This is a genomic window from Mucilaginibacter sp. P4_D1, assembly GCF_056401935.1.
Genome location: NZ_JBFUIJ010000022.1, coordinates 83683 through 104203, shown reverse-complemented (window position 1 = coordinate 104203; position 20521 = coordinate 83683). Strand labels below are relative to the sequence as shown.

General features: G+C 43.0%; 13 protein-coding genes. 6 read left to right on the top strand and 7 right to left on the bottom strand.

Going from position 1 to position 20521, the window contains the following annotated elements; all coding sequences use genetic code 11:
• Window positions 1-28 precede the first annotated feature (28 nt).
• From AC1DV1_RS18670 to AC1DV1_RS18660, 3 genes are read right to left on the bottom strand one after another with little or no spacing between them, the layout of a single operon-like run.
• On the bottom strand, window positions 29-1066 hold the full coding sequence (locus AC1DV1_RS18670) for a glycoside hydrolase family 53 protein (RefSeq protein WP_477361955.1): 1038 nt from the start codon (window positions 1064-1066) through the stop codon (window positions 29-31).
• 9 nt (window positions 1067-1075) lie between these two features.
• Complete coding sequence (locus tag AC1DV1_RS18665; RefSeq protein WP_477361953.1) at window positions 1076-2587, bottom strand: RagB/SusD family nutrient uptake outer membrane protein; 1512 nt, start codon at window positions 2585-2587, stop codon at window positions 1076-1078.
• 19 nt (window positions 2588-2606) lie between these two features.
• On the bottom strand, window positions 2607-5723 hold the full coding sequence (locus AC1DV1_RS18660) for a SusC/RagA family TonB-linked outer membrane protein (protein WP_477361951.1): 3117 nt from the start codon (window positions 5721-5723) through the stop codon (window positions 2607-2609).
• Window positions 5724-6020: 297 nt separating this feature from the next.
• Between AC1DV1_RS18660 and AC1DV1_RS18655 the strand changes: the two genes are divergently transcribed.
• The 5 genes from AC1DV1_RS18655 (at window position 6021) to AC1DV1_RS18635 (ending at window position 15962) form a co-directional block, all read left to right on the top strand.
• On the top strand, window positions 6021-10154 hold the full coding sequence (locus AC1DV1_RS18655) for a hybrid sensor histidine kinase/response regulator transcription factor (RefSeq protein WP_477361948.1): 4134 nt from the start codon (window positions 6021-6023) through the stop codon (window positions 10152-10154).
• Between the two features lie 977 nt (window positions 10155-11131).
• The gene (locus AC1DV1_RS18650) at window positions 11132-12115 is read left to right on the top strand and encodes an AraC family transcriptional regulator (protein WP_477361946.1); all 984 of its coding nucleotides are present in this window, start codon (window positions 11132-11134) and stop codon (window positions 12113-12115) included.
• Between the two features lie 107 nt (window positions 12116-12222).
• Window positions 12223-13167 carry an NADP-dependent oxidoreductase gene (locus AC1DV1_RS18645; RefSeq protein WP_477361944.1) on the top strand — a complete coding sequence of 315 codons (945 nt, stop codon included), beginning with the start codon at window positions 12223-12225 and terminating at the stop codon, window positions 13165-13167.
• 89 nt (window positions 13168-13256) lie between these two features.
• Window positions 13257-14336, top strand: coding sequence for an alkene reductase (locus tag AC1DV1_RS18640; RefSeq protein WP_477361942.1), 1080 nt, complete (start codon window positions 13257-13259; stop codon window positions 14334-14336).
• A gap of 1065 nt (window positions 14337-15401) precedes the next feature.
• Window positions 15402-15962: a DapH/DapD/GlmU-related protein gene (locus AC1DV1_RS18635; protein WP_477361940.1), complete on the top strand. Its 561-nt coding sequence runs from the start codon at window positions 15402-15404 to the stop codon at window positions 15960-15962.
• A gap of 112 nt (window positions 15963-16074) precedes the next feature.
• On the opposite strand, the gene AC1DV1_RS18630 is transcribed toward AC1DV1_RS18635, so the two are convergent.
• The 4 genes from AC1DV1_RS18630 to AC1DV1_RS18615 form a co-directional block, all read right to left on the bottom strand.
• Window positions 16075-16464: a nuclear transport factor 2 family protein gene (locus tag AC1DV1_RS18630; protein ID WP_477361938.1), complete on the bottom strand. Its 390-nt coding sequence runs from the start codon at window positions 16462-16464 to the stop codon at window positions 16075-16077.
• A gap of 68 nt (window positions 16465-16532) precedes the next feature.
• Window positions 16533-17459, bottom strand: coding sequence for an MBL fold metallo-hydrolase (locus tag AC1DV1_RS18625; protein WP_477361936.1), 927 nt, complete (start codon window positions 17457-17459; stop codon window positions 16533-16535).
• 45 nt (window positions 17460-17504) lie between these two features.
• Window positions 17505-18086 carry a Crp/Fnr family transcriptional regulator gene (locus tag AC1DV1_RS18620; protein WP_477361934.1) on the bottom strand — a complete coding sequence of 194 codons (582 nt, stop codon included), beginning with the start codon at window positions 18084-18086 and terminating at the stop codon, window positions 17505-17507.
• A gap of 480 nt (window positions 18087-18566) precedes the next feature.
• Window positions 18567-19157: a TetR/AcrR family transcriptional regulator gene (locus AC1DV1_RS18615; RefSeq protein ID WP_477361932.1), complete on the bottom strand. Its 591-nt coding sequence runs from the start codon at window positions 19155-19157 to the stop codon at window positions 18567-18569.
• 293 nt (window positions 19158-19450) lie between these two features.
• On the opposite strand from AC1DV1_RS18615, the gene AC1DV1_RS18610 reads away from it, so the two are divergent.
• On the top strand, window positions 19451-20512 hold the full coding sequence (locus AC1DV1_RS18610) for an efflux RND transporter periplasmic adaptor subunit (protein ID WP_477361930.1): 1062 nt from the start codon (window positions 19451-19453) through the stop codon (window positions 20510-20512).
• Window positions 20513-20521 lie beyond the last annotated feature (9 nt).

The following is a 20521-nucleotide window of genomic DNA, read 5'->3' as shown; positions in this document are numbered from 1 at the left end:
TTATAATTGGGTTATTTATGATGTAGTGCTACTTAAATGCATCCAGAGCAACCGTTGGTTTGCCCGAAGAATCAAAGGCGCCCAAGCCATAACTTTGCCAGTTATAGGCTTCGGGCTCCCAATAAAAAACACCTAATCCCTGGTTGCCGCTTACGGTGCTTACCTTGGCCAGCAAATCGGTTAAAAAAGCCTTACAGGTAACCGCCTCACTTGCAGCCATCCCCACCTCAACCACCATAACCGGCGAACCATACCTTGCAAACATATCGTTCATATTAGCCAGGCACTGCTGGTTATAGGTTTGCCAGTTACTGGTTGAAGGATATAACGACATACCAATGATATCCCATTTTGCGCCGTTGGCCTTTAACCCATCAAAGAGCCAGCGAAACAAGGAATTATCATAGCCATTGGCCAGGTGTACAATTATTTTAGTACTACTGCTTACCGATTTTACCGCATTATAGCCGCTGTTTACCAATGCGGCAAAACCAGCCATATTTTTAGATGCGCGGCCATCTTCCCATAACATGCCATCGCTGGTTTCGTTACCTACCTGCACCCAATCGGGCGTAATGTTTTTTGCCTTAAGCGCATTCATTACCGATGTGGTGTAGGTGCTAACGGCACCTGTTAAGGCTGCAAAATCAAGACTTTGCCAGGCCACCGGTTTAGTTTGTTTGCCCGGATCGGCCCAGGTATCGCTATAATGCAGGTCGATCATGATCTTCATACCCAGCTTTTGCGCGCGAACAGCCTTAGCAACTACGTCATCGGTATTACACCAGCCATCAGTCGGGTTCACCCATGCCCGTAGCCTTATCGCGTTCACCCCTTTATCCTTCATCAGTTGCATGCACTCCTTCTGCACGCCATCGTTGTTATAAAATTTAACGCCAGATGCCTCCATTTGAGTAAGCCAGCTTACATCGACCCCTTTTATCAGGGCCGACGTAGTGGTTTTTGTAGTATCGGTGGTATTTGTGGTACCGCTGCCTTTATTATCCTTTTTGCAGGATCCTATTGTGAGCAGTAACGCAAGCCAGAAAATGTTTTTGCCTTTCATAGCGGTTTTTTAATAGCCTGGTGTTTGCGTCAGCTTGCCTTTGCTGGCCGTAATTTCATAAGTAGGTACGGGGAACAGGTATGGCCCGGCTGTTTTACCAACAGACGACAATGCATTTTGCCATTGACCGTGCCGTATCAGGTCCATTTTGCGGTAACCCTCAAAGTAGGTTTCCCAGCCTTGTTCTTTCAATATCCAGGTATCAAACGCTTGTTTGTTTGCCGTTGCCGATGCAGGTACATTGCCTATGGCAGCACCACCGTGTGCTAAACGTACCCGGTTAACCAGGCCTACAGCTTCGGCAGTTGGACCGCTGTTTTGATTAATAGCTTCGGCAAGCATCAGTATTACATCGCCCAGGCGGGCTTTGGGAATATCATTGCCCTGGTAAGCATTTAATGATGCGCCACCCAGATCGGGGTATTTGGCTACAACCGGTCCCGACAAACCGTTAGCCTGGTTACGTACCACGCCACTTTTATTGGTATAGCTTGCTATCAGGAGGCTTCTTCTTTTATCTGCCGCATCAAATGAGTTATAAAATGCCCAGGTGGATGATACGGGGGCATCGCCGCCTGCAAATGAATCATGTATACGGTTGCCGGGATAATCTTTGGGGTAGGTATAAAAATCCCATGGATTAAAGCTGCCATGGTTCTCGTTACCGTCCTGGTCCGGAATGCAGGACACCGCCCACATGGTTTCGTTATTTTTCTCTGTTGATTCATTGAACAGGCTGGCATAATCGGTAACCAGTGAATAACCCATAGCAATGATCTGCCTGCCAATTTTTTCGGCATTCACAAAATCCTTTTCGTTCATGTAAGTGCGCATCAATACTGTAAGCGCGATAGCCTGGTTAAACCGTCCGTAATCTGAAGGCGATTTTGGCAAATTAGTTGCCGCGTAACTTAAATCGCCAACTATTGATGCCAGGAAAGCATCCCTTGTTGGCCGGGTAAGGTCAGTTTCTGCAGCGGTATTGATCTTACTTGCATCCAGGATCACGGGTACCGGGCCATATAATTGCAAAAGATAATACATATTCCACCCGCGAGACATTCGTGCTTCGGCTATCAGTTCCTTTTTGGCATCGTCGCTGATGGTTGATTTACTGATATCATCAATAATCTGGGTAATGCGGGTTACAAACCTTATTTTTTCGAAATGGTTGTTACCAGTGCCCTGGTTAGCCAGAAACGTAAAGCTGGCTGTACTAAACTGAGTAAAGATGCCACCCCAGCCGGTCCAGATATTTAACTGGTCTGTTGGGTAATCAAACATCATGATATCGCCATATTCGGGGCTAAACCAGTCGTTTTGATATCCTGCCGGGTCATTGTAACCCCATTTGGATTGAAAGGGCTTGTAAACTTCGGTAACATAGTTCACAAAATCCTGTTCGGTTTTAGGAAAATTGGTGGTTGACAGCGAGCCGTAAATTTGCGGCTCCAGTCCTTTTTTACAACTGCTTACGGTTACCGCGGCAGCTATTAAACATATGGTTATAATTTTTTTCATGTCGGTTACTGATTTGGAATTAGAATCCGGCTTTTAAGCCAAAAGAAAACGTTCTGAACATTGGGTACGGCGCATAACCGCCTTTAACACTGGCATAGCTTACCTCTGGATCAACTCCTTTGTATTTGGTGATGATGAACAGGTTTTGCGCATCGGCAAAAACACGTACCGATTTGGTGAACTTGTTTAGCCATGGCGAGTTGATGGTATAACTCAATGTAAGGTTACGGCAACGCACAAAATTGGTGCTTACCAGGTTAATATCCGTTCCTTGCGGTAACCCGGTTGCGTTTTCAATGTAATTTACACCAGGCCTTGTGCCACTTTGGTTTACCGATGTCCATACATTAAGCGCTTGTACAGTGCCGCTTTGGGTGCTGGATACGATACTTGCCGGATCGGCCCAGGCATAATTGTAATTGATTGACTTACCACCAAACTGGCCGTAAAAGAAGATACTCAGGTCGAATTGTTTGTAGTGAAAATCGTTACCGAAACCGATGCTGATCTTAGGATCGGGATTAAGTTTATAGATATCGCTGCCGGTTAATTTACCATCGCCATCTGCATCAACATATATTGGAGAGCCCGCCAGGTTTGCACCACCTGATGTTGGCTGCGAAGCAGGTACCGTTTGGCCTGCCTGCAATAAACCTTTTGTTTTAAAATAGTATATCTCATCTACCGGATCGTTAACAGCCTGGTAGGTTACGCCTTGGTAAGTAAGCAGGTTATCGTACACAAAGCGGCTTTTCCATTTATAGGTAAAATGCGATACGTTGATGGCCGAGTTCCAGCTAAAATCCTTCGACTTAATGTTTTGTGTAGATAAAGAGATATCATACCCCTGCCTGTACTGGTGACCGCCGTTTACCGGCTGAGTTGACAGGTAGGATAGCGGAGCAGTTGGTCCTGTTGTTCTCAGCAGGTTGGTTATATCATCCTTAAACACATCGACAGATCCGGTAACACGGTCTTTAAAGAAACCAAAATCAAGCCCGATGTTTTTGTTTTCTGTTTTTTGCCAGGTTAATTCGGGGTGATCAATAGCGTACCGGGCGATGGTTACGTAATTGGCGCTGCCGTTATTAAAAAACAGCGTGTTGCCATCCGGCGCGTAACCGCCGTAACCCACCGATCCGATAGTACTGCCCGTGGTACCCACGCTTGCACGCAGTTTAAGCTGGCTTATAAATGCCACGTCTTTCATAAATGATTCGTTGGTGATCTTCCAGCCAACAGATACGGCCGGGAACGAGGCGTATTTGGTATTCGGGAAAAACAGGCTGTAGCCATCATACCTGTACGATAAGGTTAACAGGTACTTATCTAAAAAGTTGAAAGAGCTACGTGCAAAATACGAGCGCGTTTTACTGGATGTTTTAAGCGACGTGATTCCGATATTGGCAGTTTCGGCAGATAAATTGGTGTTACCGATTACATCGGCACCGCCGGCGCCCTGGCTTCCAAATGCGTTATAAGTATTTTTATATTGGCCTGCACCTGCAACGGCATCAATGTTTAAAAAGCTGGTGACATCCTTTTTAAAGGTAACTGTGGCTTCCAGGGTCTGATTCTCGCGGTTATTATAGTTTAACGATGCCCTTGACAGGTTTTGCGAAAAGTAGAAAACCGTGCTCGGAACAAAGAAGCTGCGGTTGGCCGCCTCATAGTTATCGCCAAACAAAATATGACCGGCCAAAACACCCGGAATAACTTTAAAATCGGCAGATAAGTTGGCACTTAATGAATGATAGCTGGTATTATCCTGCACATCAAGCAGCGATACAGGGTTAGCAATAACGCCGTAACGGGTATAATTACCATTGGCATCACGTACCGGTACATTGGCTGGATAACCCAGCGCGGCTTGTATAATACCAAAGCCCTGCGTACCCGAACCACCTGTTTGCCCGCCCGACGATGAATTGATATAACTGTTGGTATTGCCCGTAAAATTGGCGTTCAGTGTAAAGAACTTAGCGGGTGTAAATGATAGGTTGGCCCGGCCGGTATACTTGGTAAGCCCTGCGCCCTTTAAAGTACCTTCTTCGTTATAATAACCGCCAGAGAAATAATAGGTAGCTTTTTCGCTGCCACCGTTAATATTGACCTGGTGGTTGTTGATTTTACCTGTTCTGAAGATCTGTCCCAGCCAGTCCGTTCCGTTGCCGGCTGCAGCAATATCTGCATCAGTAAATTTAGGTGAGGGAACACCAGATTGAGCATTAGGCCCGTAAGGTTGCTGTAGTTTGGCGCCCAGGTACTGGTCAACAATAAGCTGGTTGTACAAGGTTTCGTATTGGTTTGCTTGAAGTGGCTGCAGGTATGGATAGTTTTTTTCAAAAGAGTAACTTCCGTTATAAGTGATGTTCAACCTGCCCGATTTACCTTTTTTTGTAGTGATGAGGATAACCCCGTTGGCGGCATTTACACCATAAATTGCCGCACTGGCATCTTTCAAAACTTCTATAGATTCCACATCATCCGGGTTTAAACCTGCCAGGCCACCACGGCTTACACCATTGGTTTCGCCGGCAATGGTACCGTTACCCGGCTCAAGGGCGTCGTTGGGGAATATCACTCCATCTACCACGTATAAGGGGTTGCCGCGGCCCCTGATGGAAAGGTTAATGTTACCGCCCGGCTGTGAGCTGCCCTGCGAAACCTGCAAGCCAGAAGCACGCCCAAATAACAACTGGGGGATAGAGCTGTTGGCTGCCTGCGGAATTTTCTTTGGATCAACCTTGGTTACAGCCGTCGTAATATTTTGGCGGGTAGTTGTACCATAGCCTATCACCACAACTTCGTTGAGGCCGTTTGCCTTGGTTTCCATAGTAATGACTAAGCTACTACCCTTAACTGTTACCTCTTTTTGATCGTAACCTAAACCCCGGAATAAAAGCACCGCCCCATCGGCTGCTTTAATTGAGAACTTGCCTGTAACATCTGTTGCGGTTCCCTGCGAGGTTCCTTTAATAAGCACCGTAATACCGGGTAACGGGCTGCTATCCTCCTTAGCGGTTACTGTACCCGTAACCGTTTGCTGGGCATAAACACTGGAGGTAGATAAAGTTGCCAACGTAAATGCCAGCAGACAAAACCGCCTCCAAAAATGGAAAGTAGAATTTTGCATATGTATAAGTTTAATTGGTTTGAAAAAGACCTTTGTCCTGTTTGAAAAGAAAAAGCCATTGGTTTATTTGTACAAATGACAGGTATAAAACAGAAAACGGCTTGTCCAAATCATTATACTTTTGGTTCAAACTGTTATAATTTAAGGTGATTGAGGCTGTACGGTACCTTACAGCTGTATTGTTAACATTTATTATTAATATTGCTGTTACCAAACATAACCAGCCGACAAAAGCCAGCTTATAATTTTATCTGTACAGTAACGATGTTCAATGCACATACTGCCCAACCCCAAAAAATGATTGTTTTAAGGCTGTTGGCCCTGATGCTGATTAATGCTTTTGTTTGTTTTCTTCCGGTAATTGCGCAGGCCCCTAAATTGAAGTTCAGCCATATCAACAGCTTCCAGGGTTTATCAAACAGTACCGTTGAAGCCATTTACCAGGATCACCGTGGTTTTATATGGTTTGGCACCCGCGATGGCTTAAACCGCTATGACGGCTATCAAATAACAGTTTTTAAAAACAACACAGGCGATGCCGGCAGTATAAGCGACGATTACATTCGTTGTATTTACGAGGACAGCAACCATGAGCTATGGATAGGTACAAGTAATGGATTAAACCGGTTTAACCAGTTTAAAAATAAGTTTACCCGGTTTAAATACCAGGCTGGCAGTAAGCTGTGTATATCCGGAAACACTATCAATTGTATTTATAACGACAGGCAGGGCAATTTGTGGATTGGCACTGCCGATGGTTGCTTAAACCTATATCTGCCCAAAACAAACTCATTCGCACATTTTTATAATCAAACCAGGAGTGCCGTAAATTATATTTATGAGGATAGTAAAAGTGATTTATGGATTGGGACAGCAAACGGGCTAAACAGTTTCGATAGAAATAAGCACACCTTTAGTGCCGATATACATTTAACCGGTTACAGCGCAGTTAATTTGCCGGTTAATACCATACAGGAAGATCATCAGCATAACCTGTGGCTGGGGATTGAAAACGGTGGTTTAATGCTGCTTGATTTTAAAAACCACACGATTAAGCGATATCAACATCAGCAAAACAACGCGGGTAGCCTGGCCAACGATCAGGTTAAATGCCTGTTGGTTGATCGAAAAGGGAATATATGGGCAGGGGGCATTAACGGCGGGTTAAGTTTTTTTAATCCGCAAAACAACTCCTTTGCCAATTATCAAAACGAATCTGAAAACCCCGGCAGCTTATCGCAAAGAACGGTATCATCAATTTTTGAGGATGATCAAAGCAATTTATGGGTAGGCACACACCGCGCAGGGGTAAACTTGTATACGCCCAAGGCCAATAAATTTAAGTTACTGCAAAACGAGCCCGACAACAACAGTTTAAGTTACAATGATGTCAGGACTTTTTGCGAGGATGAGCAGCACCAGATCTGGATCGGCACCGACGGCGGTGGCATCAATATTTACAACCCGGTAAAAAATACTTTTAAGTATTACCGTAACAACCCCGGCAACAGCCAAAGCCTTGCTGCCGACGCCGTACTGGATATTTATAAAGCCGAAGAAAGAAAAGTGTGGATAAGTACCTGGGGCGGAGGGCTAAATTGCCTGGATAAAACCACGGGTAATTTCAGACGGTTTACCAATAATCCCGCAGATCAAACCACCATCAGTTCCAACTATGTTCAGGAGGCTATAAAAGATAGCGAAGGTAATTTTTGGGTAGCCACCTATTATGGCGGCCTTAATTTGATGGATGAGCAAACGTACAAGTTCAGGCGGATTAAAGAAGCCCCCGACAAGCAAACCCGGATACTGGGCAACAATATTGTTTCGCTAAATGAAGACGGGCATAAAAACCTATGGATTGGCACTGATGATGGCGGCTTAAACCGCTATAACCTGCTGACCAAACGGTTTAGCCATTATTTCAACAACCTGGAAAAGCTGCCCGATCTGCGGGTTATTTTTGTTGACCATGCAGGCAGGGTATGGCTTGGACAAAACGGCCTTTACCTGTTTAACGCAACAAAAAACAAGTTTGACATTTATACCGATAAAGCAGGCCTGGCAACAGCCACGATCAAAGGTATTGAAGAGGATAGCGCCGGTAACCTTTGGATATCTGGAACAAACTGCTTGATAAAATTTAACCCCAATAGCCTGCAATTTGCAAGGTACAATATTGCCGATGGCCTACAGGGGCAGGAATTTGAAGCTAACTCATCCTTAAAGGCAAAAAACGGTAACCTTTATTTTGGCGGGGTTAACGGGCTGAATGTTTTTAACCCGGCTTCCATTAAAGCAAACGGGTATATCCCGCCGGTTTATATTACCGGTTTCCAGGTGTTTGATAAAATGATCTTGCCAGATACGCCCGGCTCGCCTTTGAGTAATGATATTGGCGTAACCAAAACCGTAAAGCTTAACTACCGGCAATCAAGCATAACGTTATATTTTGCAGCACTCAACTACACAGCCACCGAAAACAACAAATACAGGTACCGGCTACAGGATTTTGATCCCGGCTGGCATGTTACTAATGAGCGTAAGGCTACCTACACCAACCTTGCACCCGGCAACTATACTTTTATCATAACGGCCGCCAATAACGATGGCGTTTGGAATACCAAAGGAACATCGTTAACTATTTCAATTACCCCTCCTTTTTGGGCCACCTGGTGGTTCCGTACCATGGCTGCACTGGGTTTGCTTATCAGCATTTATCAACTCCTCCGTTTTAAAAAGAACCTGGACCTGCGGCGGTTAGAAGAGTCGCGGAAAGAAGAAATGCACCAGCAGCAATTGCAATTTTTCACCAATATCTCGCACGAGTTTCGTACGCCATTGTCGCTGATATTAGGTCCGTTGGAGACGCTCCTACAAAAAGGGCAATCGGCATCGAGCCAGTACTACGAGGTTATGTACCGCAACGCCAACCGGCTGTTACTACTGATTAACGAATTGATGGATTTCAGGAAGGTAGAAACCGGCATACTTAAACTCGACGTTATCCAGGGAAACCTCCCGGCCTTTATTGCAGAATTGGCAACAGAATTTAAAGATGCGGCTAATCAAAAAAATATAAAATTAGACGTTGTTTCGGGAGCAGAGATGCCGGCCGCCTGGTTCGACAGGCAAGTACTGGAGAAAATAATACTCAACCTCATCAATAACTCGCTAAAATACACGCCCGACAAAGGCTGTATTACAATAGCAGTGCTGGATGACTTGCGTAACTTTAAATCGTGCTATGAAAACGAACTTATCCTTAAAAACAACTTCCGGGCAGCCAGGTATGCCTACATTCGTATATCAGATAATGGCATCGGCATCTCAAAAGAATCTATTCAGCACCTTTTTGAACGCTATTACCGCATTACCGAATCGCATCTGGGTTCGGGTATTGGGCTGGCCTTTGTAAAAAGCCTTACCGTGTTGCACAAAGGTGATATTTATGTGTACAGCCAGCGGCACCAGGGAACAGACATTATTATTGGGCTGCCAGTTTCAGAGACAGATTATCAGCCCAACGAAAAATGGACAAAAACCACGCAGGAAGGCGGAACCAGGCTGGAGAGCATTATTGCAGACTACCCCGGCTCTAATACACAAATATATCCCGAAAAACAAGGGTTAACAATCGGCAAACACCAACACCGCATCCTGGTGGTTGAAGACAATGAGGAGATCAGATCATTTGTCAAGAGTTCGCTGAGCGACTTGTATGTCATCACCGAAGCTGCCGACGGCAACGAAGGCATAGCAAAAGCCAGGGACGAATTTCCAGACCTCATTATCAGCGATGTAATGATGCCGGGGCTTAACGGGGTTGATTTTTGCCGGATAATTAAAGAAGATATCAATACCTGCCATATCCCATTTATTATGCTCACGGCAAAAACCAACCTGCAAGCCGAGATTGAGGGTATCGATTCGGGTGCGGATTTATATTTGCCCAAGCCCATTAGTATAAACTTGCTTACCCTATCTATCCGCAATATTTTTGAGCAGCGGCAAAAACTAAAAGATCGTTATTTAAAGGATCACCATATTGAAGTGCGCGAATTGGTACACTCCACAAAGGATAAAGAATTTTTAGATACGCTTTTAAGCTTTAYTGATAAAGAACTAAGCAATCCCGATCTTGACGTAGAGCAGCTTTGCGGAGCAATAGGCATGAGCCGTACCAAGCTCTATCATAAAATCAAGGAGATCTCGGGCCAGGCACCCAATGAGTTTATCAGGAGCATCCGGCTTAAAAAAGCAATCGAAATATTGACCCATGAAGATGTGCTTCTCACCGAGGTAATTTATAGGGTGGGCATCCAAACCCAATCTTACTTCACTAAAGCGTTTAAAAAGGAATACGGTAAAACACCGACCCAGTATATTAGGGATTTGACAGCTGAACGACAAAACGCAAAAAGTCATTGACCCCATATTCTTTCACTTTATTATTAAATGCGATAACGCCGGGTCGCTCAGCAACCGCTCTATTTCCAGCTCAATAATATCCCGGATATCCTGTTTGATCTGTAAATAATTCCGCTCCACGATGGCGCCATTAATCTTTCTGACTTCCGGCAGCGAAACATAGCCATCGATCTCTTTTTTTCAATGCCGTATGGTCATTGACAATCTTGCAGAGAAATGCTTTTAATTCAATCTTGCAGTCGGGTTATCCTAAGAGAATTGTCCGCACCTATTCCTCCACGTCCGCCAGGTCCAGGATAGCGGATGGGTCTAAAGGGTTACAGCGGTTGCTCCGCGACAGGTCATCAAAATTGATCGAAAAGAATTTTAAACTAACCTTTTAATGGTGTCTGCACTTCAGCCAGGGGGAAATGATCTTCCACGGCGAAAGATTTAGGTTGCCGTAAAAAAGTCCGGGTAAAAAAAGCAAATGAAAAACAAAACGAACCACCTTTCCTTGGCATTCGATCGATCCTGGCAATAATTCAACAAATAATTAAAATAAAAATCATACCGAACATCCATATGATAAAGAGGAATTTAAATGGAGAATATCGGATTTTGCAGGGCCTCCATTGCAACAAGCAAACACCCTTTTTGATGCGCCGAAAGCGGTTTTTGATTTTTTTATGCATTTTGGGGTGTTTTTGGCRGAGCTTTTTTAATAAAAATTTAACGGTAAATAAATGCGCCATAAACGACAACTAATTTTAAGGAAATAGGTTCGAACCGAGGTGGGCTCCAAAATAGTTACGTCAATCAATTTTGTTTTATAGCAACTTTGAGTAAAAATTAAATATTGCAAATAATCCTGCAGGATTTAATTATCTTCCATTTATATATCAAATACTCATCATCAATGGAAATGTATTGAAAGAAAGTAATTTTTTTGGAGAAATTTACATACCCTTAGACATATTAAACAATTACTTCCTGCGATGATCTTTGAATTTACAACTGCCCCGGGTTTTGACTTTATAACACTGTTTTCAAAGCAGATCAATGCGCCAGTAAGGGACAATGTATTGGAAATCCCGAAGACATTAGGAGAAGGTTATGTACGTAAAGTTGGGTTTGGGGATGATTTCAAATTAACGATACATCGTTATGTTTTGAATGAAGATCTGATTGTTAAACGCAATCCTGCTGCAATAGCTAATGATGTTCGTACCATTTTCTTTTATAATGACAGGGAAGATCTTGAAGTTAAATATCATAATGATACAAACATATCATGCTCACCAAAAAATGACTCTTCCATACTCCTATCCTCAAATGATTTGCGCACGGAAATTCGTTTTCCTGCCAGGAGCAATATTCAATATGTAGTAGTTGGGATTACTGCTAACAGATTGCGCTCAGTTCTATCCATTGAAAAGCCTAATACGACCATACAAACCATTACAGCGAAAAATGCTTCCTTTCTCTTTTTCGAAAGTTTGGATGCTGAAATGCAATTGCTGCTTAAAAATATCGTATCCGTCGACATGAATAACTCGCTGAATAATTTCTATGTACAAATTAAGGTGCAGGAATTAATGTACCTGCTTTTTAGCAAGTTGTCACTTAGGGAGAACACGACTTTTAAAAACATAAACAGTAACGATGCAGAAAAATTGCTGGTCATTCGCAACGAGATATTGAGTGATCTGGGTACCCCGMCTGTTTTAAGTAAATTAGCGCTGATCGCTTCGATGAGCGAAACGAAACTCAGGCCGCTTTTTAAGCAAACATTTGGTGATACGATATATAATTATTACCAAAAAGCCAGAATGGAAGAAGCCGCTTTTCTGTTGAAACAGGCTAAACATTCCGTTTCTGAGGTTGGCTACGAGTTGGGGTTTTCAAACCTTAGTCACTTCAGCAGGTTATTCGGGAAGCAGTACGGCATTACCCCGAAAAAATTTTCGACCTCTTCATAGAACTTATTTTATCTAATCCACTATCATTTATCGGATAGGACTATTCTTGTGTCCTTTTCGGTTATTTTGCCCATTTTTTTACTTCTACTTTTGTCATATAGTTAAATATGACCAAGAAAAAAATAATGAAAGCAATACAATATAAGGCGTTTGGCAATTCCAATGTGATAGCGGTGGCTGAGGTACCTCAGCCTGAAATCAGCCATGAAAACCAAGTTTTAATTCAAGTTAAGGCAGCCAGCGTAAATCCTTTGGATATAAAATTACGCAGCGGCATTATGCAACAAATCCGCCCTGTCAATTTGCCATTTGTACCGGGTGCAGATGTAGCAGGGATCGTGGTTGCCACAGGAGAAAAGGTAACCCAATTTAAAGCAGGTGACCAGGTGATCGCTGTGACCAGAGAAGGCGGTTATGCCGAATACGCGATTGCAAATGAAAGTCACGTAGCTATTAAGCCCACTAATGCCTCCTTTGAAGAAGCAACCTCGCTGGTGGTTAATATCGGCACCGCTCAATCGGTATTATTTGCCGAGGGAAAATTAACGAAAGATCAGAAAGTTTTAATTCAGGGCGCTGCGGGGGCAACAGGCGCAACTATGGTGCAGATGGCAAAAAATGCCGGGGCCTATGTTATCTCAACGGCATCCGGACAAGGCATCGCGTTAGTGAAAAGCCTTGGTGCGGATGAGGTGATAGATTATAAATCACAAGACGTTAGTTTGTTAGCTAACAATATCGACCTGGTGGTGGATTGCGCTGGTGGCGAATCACAGCATAAACTTTTTGAAGTGTTAAAGCCCGGAGGCAAATTATTCAGTATAGTAATCCCGCCTTCCGCAACATTAGCGGAAAAGTACCAGGTTGACGCACGGTTTATCAGTTCAAATATCTCAGCGGGGAGTTTGGTAGCTGGTTTGGCTTTAGTCAATGAAGGAAAACTCCGTCCCATCGTTGCAAAAATTTTACCATTAGATGAAGCGGCTCAAGCTCAGGACTTTGTGTCGGCTGGCGGAGTTAACGGTAAAGTTGTTCTTGTAGTTATTCAATAACAGAGTCGATCAGGGGCTGATCTGAGGAAATACCTTCCAAATCAAACCGTACAATTTACAGATATCAATAAGATAATAAAAAAGAGACCATGAAATTACTAGAAAAGATAACATTAGGAAAAGAAACATTGCAAAACGCCATCGCGATGGCACCAATGACCCGCAGCCGGGCTAACCTTGAGGGAGTTGTATCAAACCCGACCGTATTATACTATACGCAGCGCGCCAGTGCCGGTCTTATTTTTACGGAGGCCATCAATATCTCGGAACAGGCGCTGGGCAGTCCATTTACCCCTGGGCTTTACAGCGAGGAGCAAATTGAGGCCTGGAAGAAAGTAACAAAATCTGTTCATGACAAAGGAGGCGTGATCTATGCGCAGCTTTGGCATACCGGACGCGTTGGGCATTCAGTGGATAGAAAAGGAAAACTTCCGGTGGCACCGTCGGCGATCGGGATAAAAGGGCAGCAGCATTTCACCTCCCAGGGGCCGAAAGAGTACGAAACGCCTCAGGAGTTAACTACCGCAGAGATCAAACAGGTTGTTAAGGATTACGGTCAGGCTGCCAAAAATGCTATCGATGCCGGTTTCGATGGTGTTGAATTACATGCAGCATTCGGATATTTACCTAACCAATTTTTATCGGAAAGTGCAAACCTCCGGACAGATGAGTATGGCGGCAACATTGAGAACAGGAACCGCTTCGTGCTGGAAGTTATGCAGGAACTGGTTGAAGCGTCAGGAAGCGACAAGGTTGGCATTAAGCTATCGCCAACTATCTATTATAACAATATAGAAAACGGTGATCCCGTTGCTCAATTCAAACCTTTGATCGAAGCATTGAATGAATTGCCACTGGCCTATATTCATCTGATGAATGGCTTGTTCCCTTTAGATAATTACCCTCACTACCCTAAGAATGCTGTAGAAACTTTCGGTAGTATAAGTAAACACCTGGTTATAGCCAATGGCGGGTTCAATAAAGATAGCGGGGAAGCAGAACTGGAAAAGGGTATCGCCAAAATAATCGCTTACGGCAGCTTATTTCTGGCTAACCCTGATCTGCCAAAGCGGTTCGAACTGGATGCGGCGTTCAATACCATAGAACAAGCTACCATGTATGGTGGTGGGGAAAAAGGTTATACCGATTATCCATTTTTAGAAAAATAATGCTAAAGCGTCTTTAATCAGGAATGCAACTTTGAAAAAGTGTAAAAGAGAAACAACAAGATGCTGTAAGAATATCGGCCCTACGTTTTACATGGCATGAGCCCCTTTAGTATTTAAGCTGATTAATAAAGTCGGGAGTGAGATCCCCGGCTTTTATTGGCTTAAGTATTTTGTTATCGGAGTATATTGGGCCATAAATGCTTGTTGCGTCTTCCTCACAGTTGGCTGTTTTCGAACCAATTGATAGAAAAATTGTAAAGAATTGGAAATTTGGGCGAGAGTCATGTATGACCTACCGCTTTTTGAAAGTAAATATTGACGGATATATAACGAACGATTTAGCTCAGTTGGTGGCTGCTATTTCGTTGTCCTGAACCCGGATACTGCGGCAATAAAAGGTGTTAACGGCCGATTTGCGCCGGTTTTCTGGAGCCCGGTGCATTTTTCCGGATCAGCCGGGTACAATGGGCCTGTTGGTCAACCCACCCCACCCTTGCTGATTTCCCTACGGCTTATTACAGTGACTGGCAATGGTGGGATTAGGTAAGCAATTCAAAAACGATGATTACTGATATGCTTCCCTTTCGGGCCAATCCGATAGTTCGCGTAATAGATAATTTTTTAAAAAACAGGAATATGGCTGATATATTAGAATTCAAAGTAGGTGATTGTAAGCTTACCATTTGCACTATGGATATACATCATAACCTGACCGAGCGGCCGGTGGCACGGCAACTCAGGTATAGTTTGATAAAATATGCTGGCGGTAAGAGTTTTGCACCAAATAACAATCTTAGCAGTACGGATTTAATGAAATTTTTTAAATAAGCGATTGATAAAATGGAGTCTAAAAAAGCAAAAAACAGTATCAATAAAATTGCCACTAACTACTATCTTTAATACCTGTAACAGAAACGAGGCAACTATCATAGGACAAATGGAAGATGCATGCTGCAGAACGGTAAGGCCCATTATATAGGTTTATAAAGAAGCGCATCTGGCATTTCTTCAAGGATTTTGCGCGCGTTGTAATGGTTTATTCAAAAGAACTGAAAGGTTAACGATATGATGAAAGATATTTTCGAAAGATTGAAAGCGGGAGAACTCGTCAGGCTGGATGATCCGCAATTTTTCAGGGTAAATGAGGTGGTCAGCCGCACACTGGCTTTATCACCGGCACTAAATGCAGCAACCAATGTAGATGAGCTCAGGGCGAAACTTAGTGAGATTATTGGCACCTCGCTGGACGGGAGTACTACCGTATTTGCGCCGTTTTATACCAATTTCGGTCGCTTCATAAACCTTGGCAAACATGTCTTCATCAATCATGCCTGTTCCTTTCTGGATATGGGCGGCATCACCTTAGAAGACCATGTGCTCATTGGTCCGAAAGTGAATCTTATTACGGAGAATCATCCGCTTGATCCGGCAGACCGGCGAGGGATGCTATGCAAACCTATTTTGATTAAACGAAATGCCTGGATTGGTGCGGCTGCAACCATTTTACCCGGTGTCACCATCGGCGAAAACGCTGTCGTTGCAGCCGGCGCAGTCGTCAGCAGAAATGTTCCCGATAATACTGTTGTCGGAGGCATTCCCGCAAAAGAGATTAGGACAATTTTTTAGGTAATTGAAATTGGGAAGCTGGTTTAACACCGACTTCCCAATTAAATAAGGTATTCTTTAGCCTGGTAATTTACCGGGTACTTAATAGCAATTAAAGCAACAGGAATACTTATTACTTCATGGAATTGTTTACGGGTTGACTATCAACAAATTGCTCAAAGTTGGTAATTTTTCCATCTTTCAACTTCCAAATGTGTGCTACCCTTGCTTCAAAATACTTACCGGTGGCTTTGTTGGTACCGGTATAAGTGCCGTAGGCAACCACTTTATCATCGCCGGCAACATAGTCTTCGGGCGTAAATTTATAATCTATCCATTCGCTGCCTAAGCGGTAAAATACATTCCTGGTAACCTCATCTAAACCAATATAAGTGCCTGCATATGGAAAGCCCTTAGCTTCGGTCCAGGTGATGTTTTCTGAAACATATTTAGCCAGGTTTTTACCGTTTTCTTCAGAAGTTTTCCCCTCGTATGTGCTCCTTACAATTTCTAAATTTGTCATTTTGTTTTTATTTAAGGAACAACCCGACAACACAATTAGCATTGTCAGGTTGAACAAGGTTGATAATTTTACCATTTCATTTCGCCCGTGTTTACTTTGGCACCAATTTGTAAGGCGATATCAAAAGTAAGCGCAGGGTATTTTGCTTTTAACGCAGCAATCAGCGCCGCTGATGTTTTGTTGGTTTTCAAAGCTTCTTCGTAGAACCGGATATAATCTTTTGTATGCTTCACTGCGCTCTCGTCGAACGGACTTGCAGAATTAGCGTGGGCGGGAACCACGATAGCAGGATGTAATGCCTCAATTTTGTCTAAAACGCCGATCCATTCTTTACGGGCTTCAGCTGTTTGTGCATCAGCCATCCAAAGATGGAAAGTAGTTCCAAAAACATTAATACCACCTATCACGGCTTTGATGGAAGGTATCCATACAAAAGTTTTAGCCGGAAATTCTTCTAAGCCAATGATCTCTAATTTCTGGCCTTCCAGGTCAATACTGTTTCCTTTTAGCACCTGCGGCAAAACAACGTTTGAAGTAACTTTATTACCCAATTGGCCGCCCCAAACATCTAATTTCTTTTGAGCCGTCGCTTTAATATGCTCTACGGTTGCCGGTGAAGCATAAGCCGTCACTTCAGGGAAATATTTTTTGAATACTTCCAATCCGAAGTAGAAATCAGGGTCGCCATATGAAACATAAATAGCGGTTAGTTTTTTACCTGAATTTTTGATTTCCCGGGCTACCTTTTCGGCATCTCCCAGGGTAAACTGTGCGTCGATCAAAACCGCATCGGTTTTTCCTGATACGATGACCGAAGCTACACCGAAACTATTTTCTGATGCGTTGTAAACCTGTAGTTTGAGATTGTTTGCTTCAATAGTTTTGAAACTTTGTGCCTGTACGTCCATTTTGAATAAGATTAAGATGATTAAGAATGCTGCTGAAATAAAAGATTTCATTTTTGTTTTTAAATGACGATGCAAAGATGCGGTCATCAAAAGCCTAAAAAGGTTGAACAAGTTCAATAAATGAAATTCAGTTTATTTTTTATGAGCGATCTTATTTCTTATTTTACTCAAAAATTCGTGACTGATGCCCAGGTAAGCTGCTATCTGAAGATTAGAAAGGCGCCGGAAAAGTTGGGGGTATTTTTCTATAAAGTCGACATAGCGTTGATCGGCAGTTTTACCTAAATTATCTATCATTCTTCTTTGTAAGGCAACATGAGTCTTTTGGGTCATTACCCGGAATAACTTCTCTATTTTGGGCAAATTTGCATAAGCAAACTCCTTGTCTTTTTTTGAAATTAAAAGCACTTCACTATCTTCAATAGCTTCAATAAAAAGCTGTGACGGTCTTTCATTAGTAAAGCTGTCAATATCCGTGATCCACCAGTTTTCTATGGCAAAATAAAGTATCTGCTCTGCTGCGTTTTTGTCAATGTGATATACCCGGAATATGCCTTTGGTAACAAAGCCTTCAAACCTGCAAACTTCGCCAGCGCTTAAAAGCATTTGTCTTTTGCTTACTTTCTCCAATTCAAACAGTGCCGTAAAGCTGGAAAGTTCCGCCTCGGTAAGTTGGACATGCTGTTCAATATTTTCGCGTAGCAATTGGTACATAGTAAATGTTCGGTGAATTTTGAAGATCTTTTGGACAATAATCCGGTTTGTTCCGGCAAGTTACTGATTTGTACTGAACGAGCAGATCATCATCTACTTATCAAAAGGTAACTGCTTTTTTTGGCCAGCTGCTTACTTTTGTATGGTATAAAGACCTAATTTTGATCAGCTATCCAATATGAATTTCCCGGATGTTCCGGATATGCTGACCAGATACAAGGCGTGGCAGCAGCTGAGAATTTGGATGCGCCTGGCTATTATGTGGCCCCTATAATATATTCCACGATGCCGGTGCCCGAACAGGCCGGCGGCGGGCAGCCGCGCGGGTTGTTCTTTCTTCCCCGAAATACGTTTCAGATTCTTTTATCTATCCTCATGCACCTGAAAGTCAACATTTTTTCTTTCCAAACCGTGGTGATATTTTCCTACTTGGGTACGATTAAATAGTGCGTATGCGTAACCATTCATCTGAATTATGCATTACATCAGGCCCTTGTGTAATATTTGCGCCAGCCAGGTTATTTTGCTTTCAAATTGCGGAAACTTTCCAAAAAGAATAATTTCCTGATCAAAGCATTTGAAAACACTTTGTAAGGTTTCAGCCAAAAACTGGCTGTCTTCCTCATTGAGTTCCGCGATTTCTTTATTTTCTAATGCCCAACTGATCATGAGTTTCACCACCAGGATCTCCTCTTCAGACATAATGCGGGACTGCATGATCAGCAAAGAGGGGTCCTGCCTCATATCCTCAATAACCAGCTTATATTTTAAAACCACTTCGCGCAGGCGTTTGATCTTTACCTCGTTAAATGATTCTATATTGGCCGAAAAAGAACGTCGTTTGCTTATCGTGGCTTTGCTTTCCTCCAGGCATTTGGAAAATATTTTGTGACATAAAGCGTCAAGCACCTCTGTTTTATTCTTAAAATAATGATAAAGTGTACTCCGGCCTTTTTTGCATTCATTTGATATATCCTGCATAGATACCCTTACAAAGCCGTAACGCTCAAACACCGCGTCGGCTGCCGTGATGATCTCTTCTCTTATGCTATCGTTTTGATCTACTTTCATGATTCGACAAAAATACAATTTTTGTTTGTGACTTTTTTACCATTTGAAGGTTTAGCCGGATTATAGGGAGTTAGTAATATGACAGAATTATTAAAAAAATCACAAAAACAAATAATGTATATTTGTCGAAATATTTAAATTTACGATTTAATCAAATAAGTTTTCTAAATGGGAGTTAAAGTTAGAAATTAAGTTCATATTTAATTTCTAACAGCCCACAACAATTAGTTTCGAGATCAATAAACAATGGAATAAAAATCGACAAAAAAACAAATAATGTTCAATTTAATTATATGAAAACCAAACTTACACTTGCGGGAGCAATGATAGCCGGTATCTGGATTTCCGGCTGCTCAGGCAAAAAAGAGCAAAAGAACGGGCCGGACACGTTAGCGGTAAACGTATTCAATTTGAGTGCGGAATCCGCGTCAACCACAGACCGGATCGTTTACGACGGAACACTTGAAGCTGAAAAGACAATCGATTTAAGCTTCCAGGTTTCCGGAACTATTCTGTCATTCCCGATACTAACCGGCGATTACGTTAAAAAAGGACAACTGGTAGGAGCTGTAGATGAAACAGTATACCGTAACCAGTATAACGCGCAGCTGGCTCAGGCTAAACTTGCCGAAGAAAATTATACCCGTATCAACGATGTATTTAAAAAAGGCAGCATTTCCGAAATAAAAATGCTGGAAGCCAGATCAAATTATGAACAGGCAACCTCTGCTGCCCGCGCAACCTACCAGAATATAGCCCATACACACCTTTATGCACCGGTAAGCGGGTATATTGGTGAAAAAAAGGCCGAAGCAGGAGCTGTAGCTAACCCTGGGCAGCCCGTTTTGCAGTTGCTGGATACCCGTTCGGTGAAGGTGCTGGTTGCAGTGCCCGAAAGTGAAATCAATCACTATAAAGCGGGAAATCTGGCTACGATAAAAATTGAGGCATTAGGAAATCAGCCTTTGCAGGGCAAGGTAACCGAAGTTGGCGTTTTAGCGCTTAATGGCAGCGCTAATTATAACCTTAAAATATCGCTGGCTAATAACGATATGAAGTTAAGGCCCGGCATGCTTTGTAAAGTGATGTTTAGCAAAACCGCCGGCACTGTCGCCTCTTCCAATGATATTAAAGAAGTTATTGTTCCGGTGCAATCCGTTCAGGTGGACGAAAAAGGAGCCAGCTTTCTCTATATAGTGGGCGCAGCGCATAAGGCAGTGCGGAAAGATGTAATTACCGGCCAGCTTTACAGCAATGGTATTGCCATCCAATCCGGACTTGCCGGTAATGAGCAGATAATCACCTCAGGTTACCAGAAACTTGCCGATCAAACCCCTGTCATTGTCAGTAAATAAGCCCATATC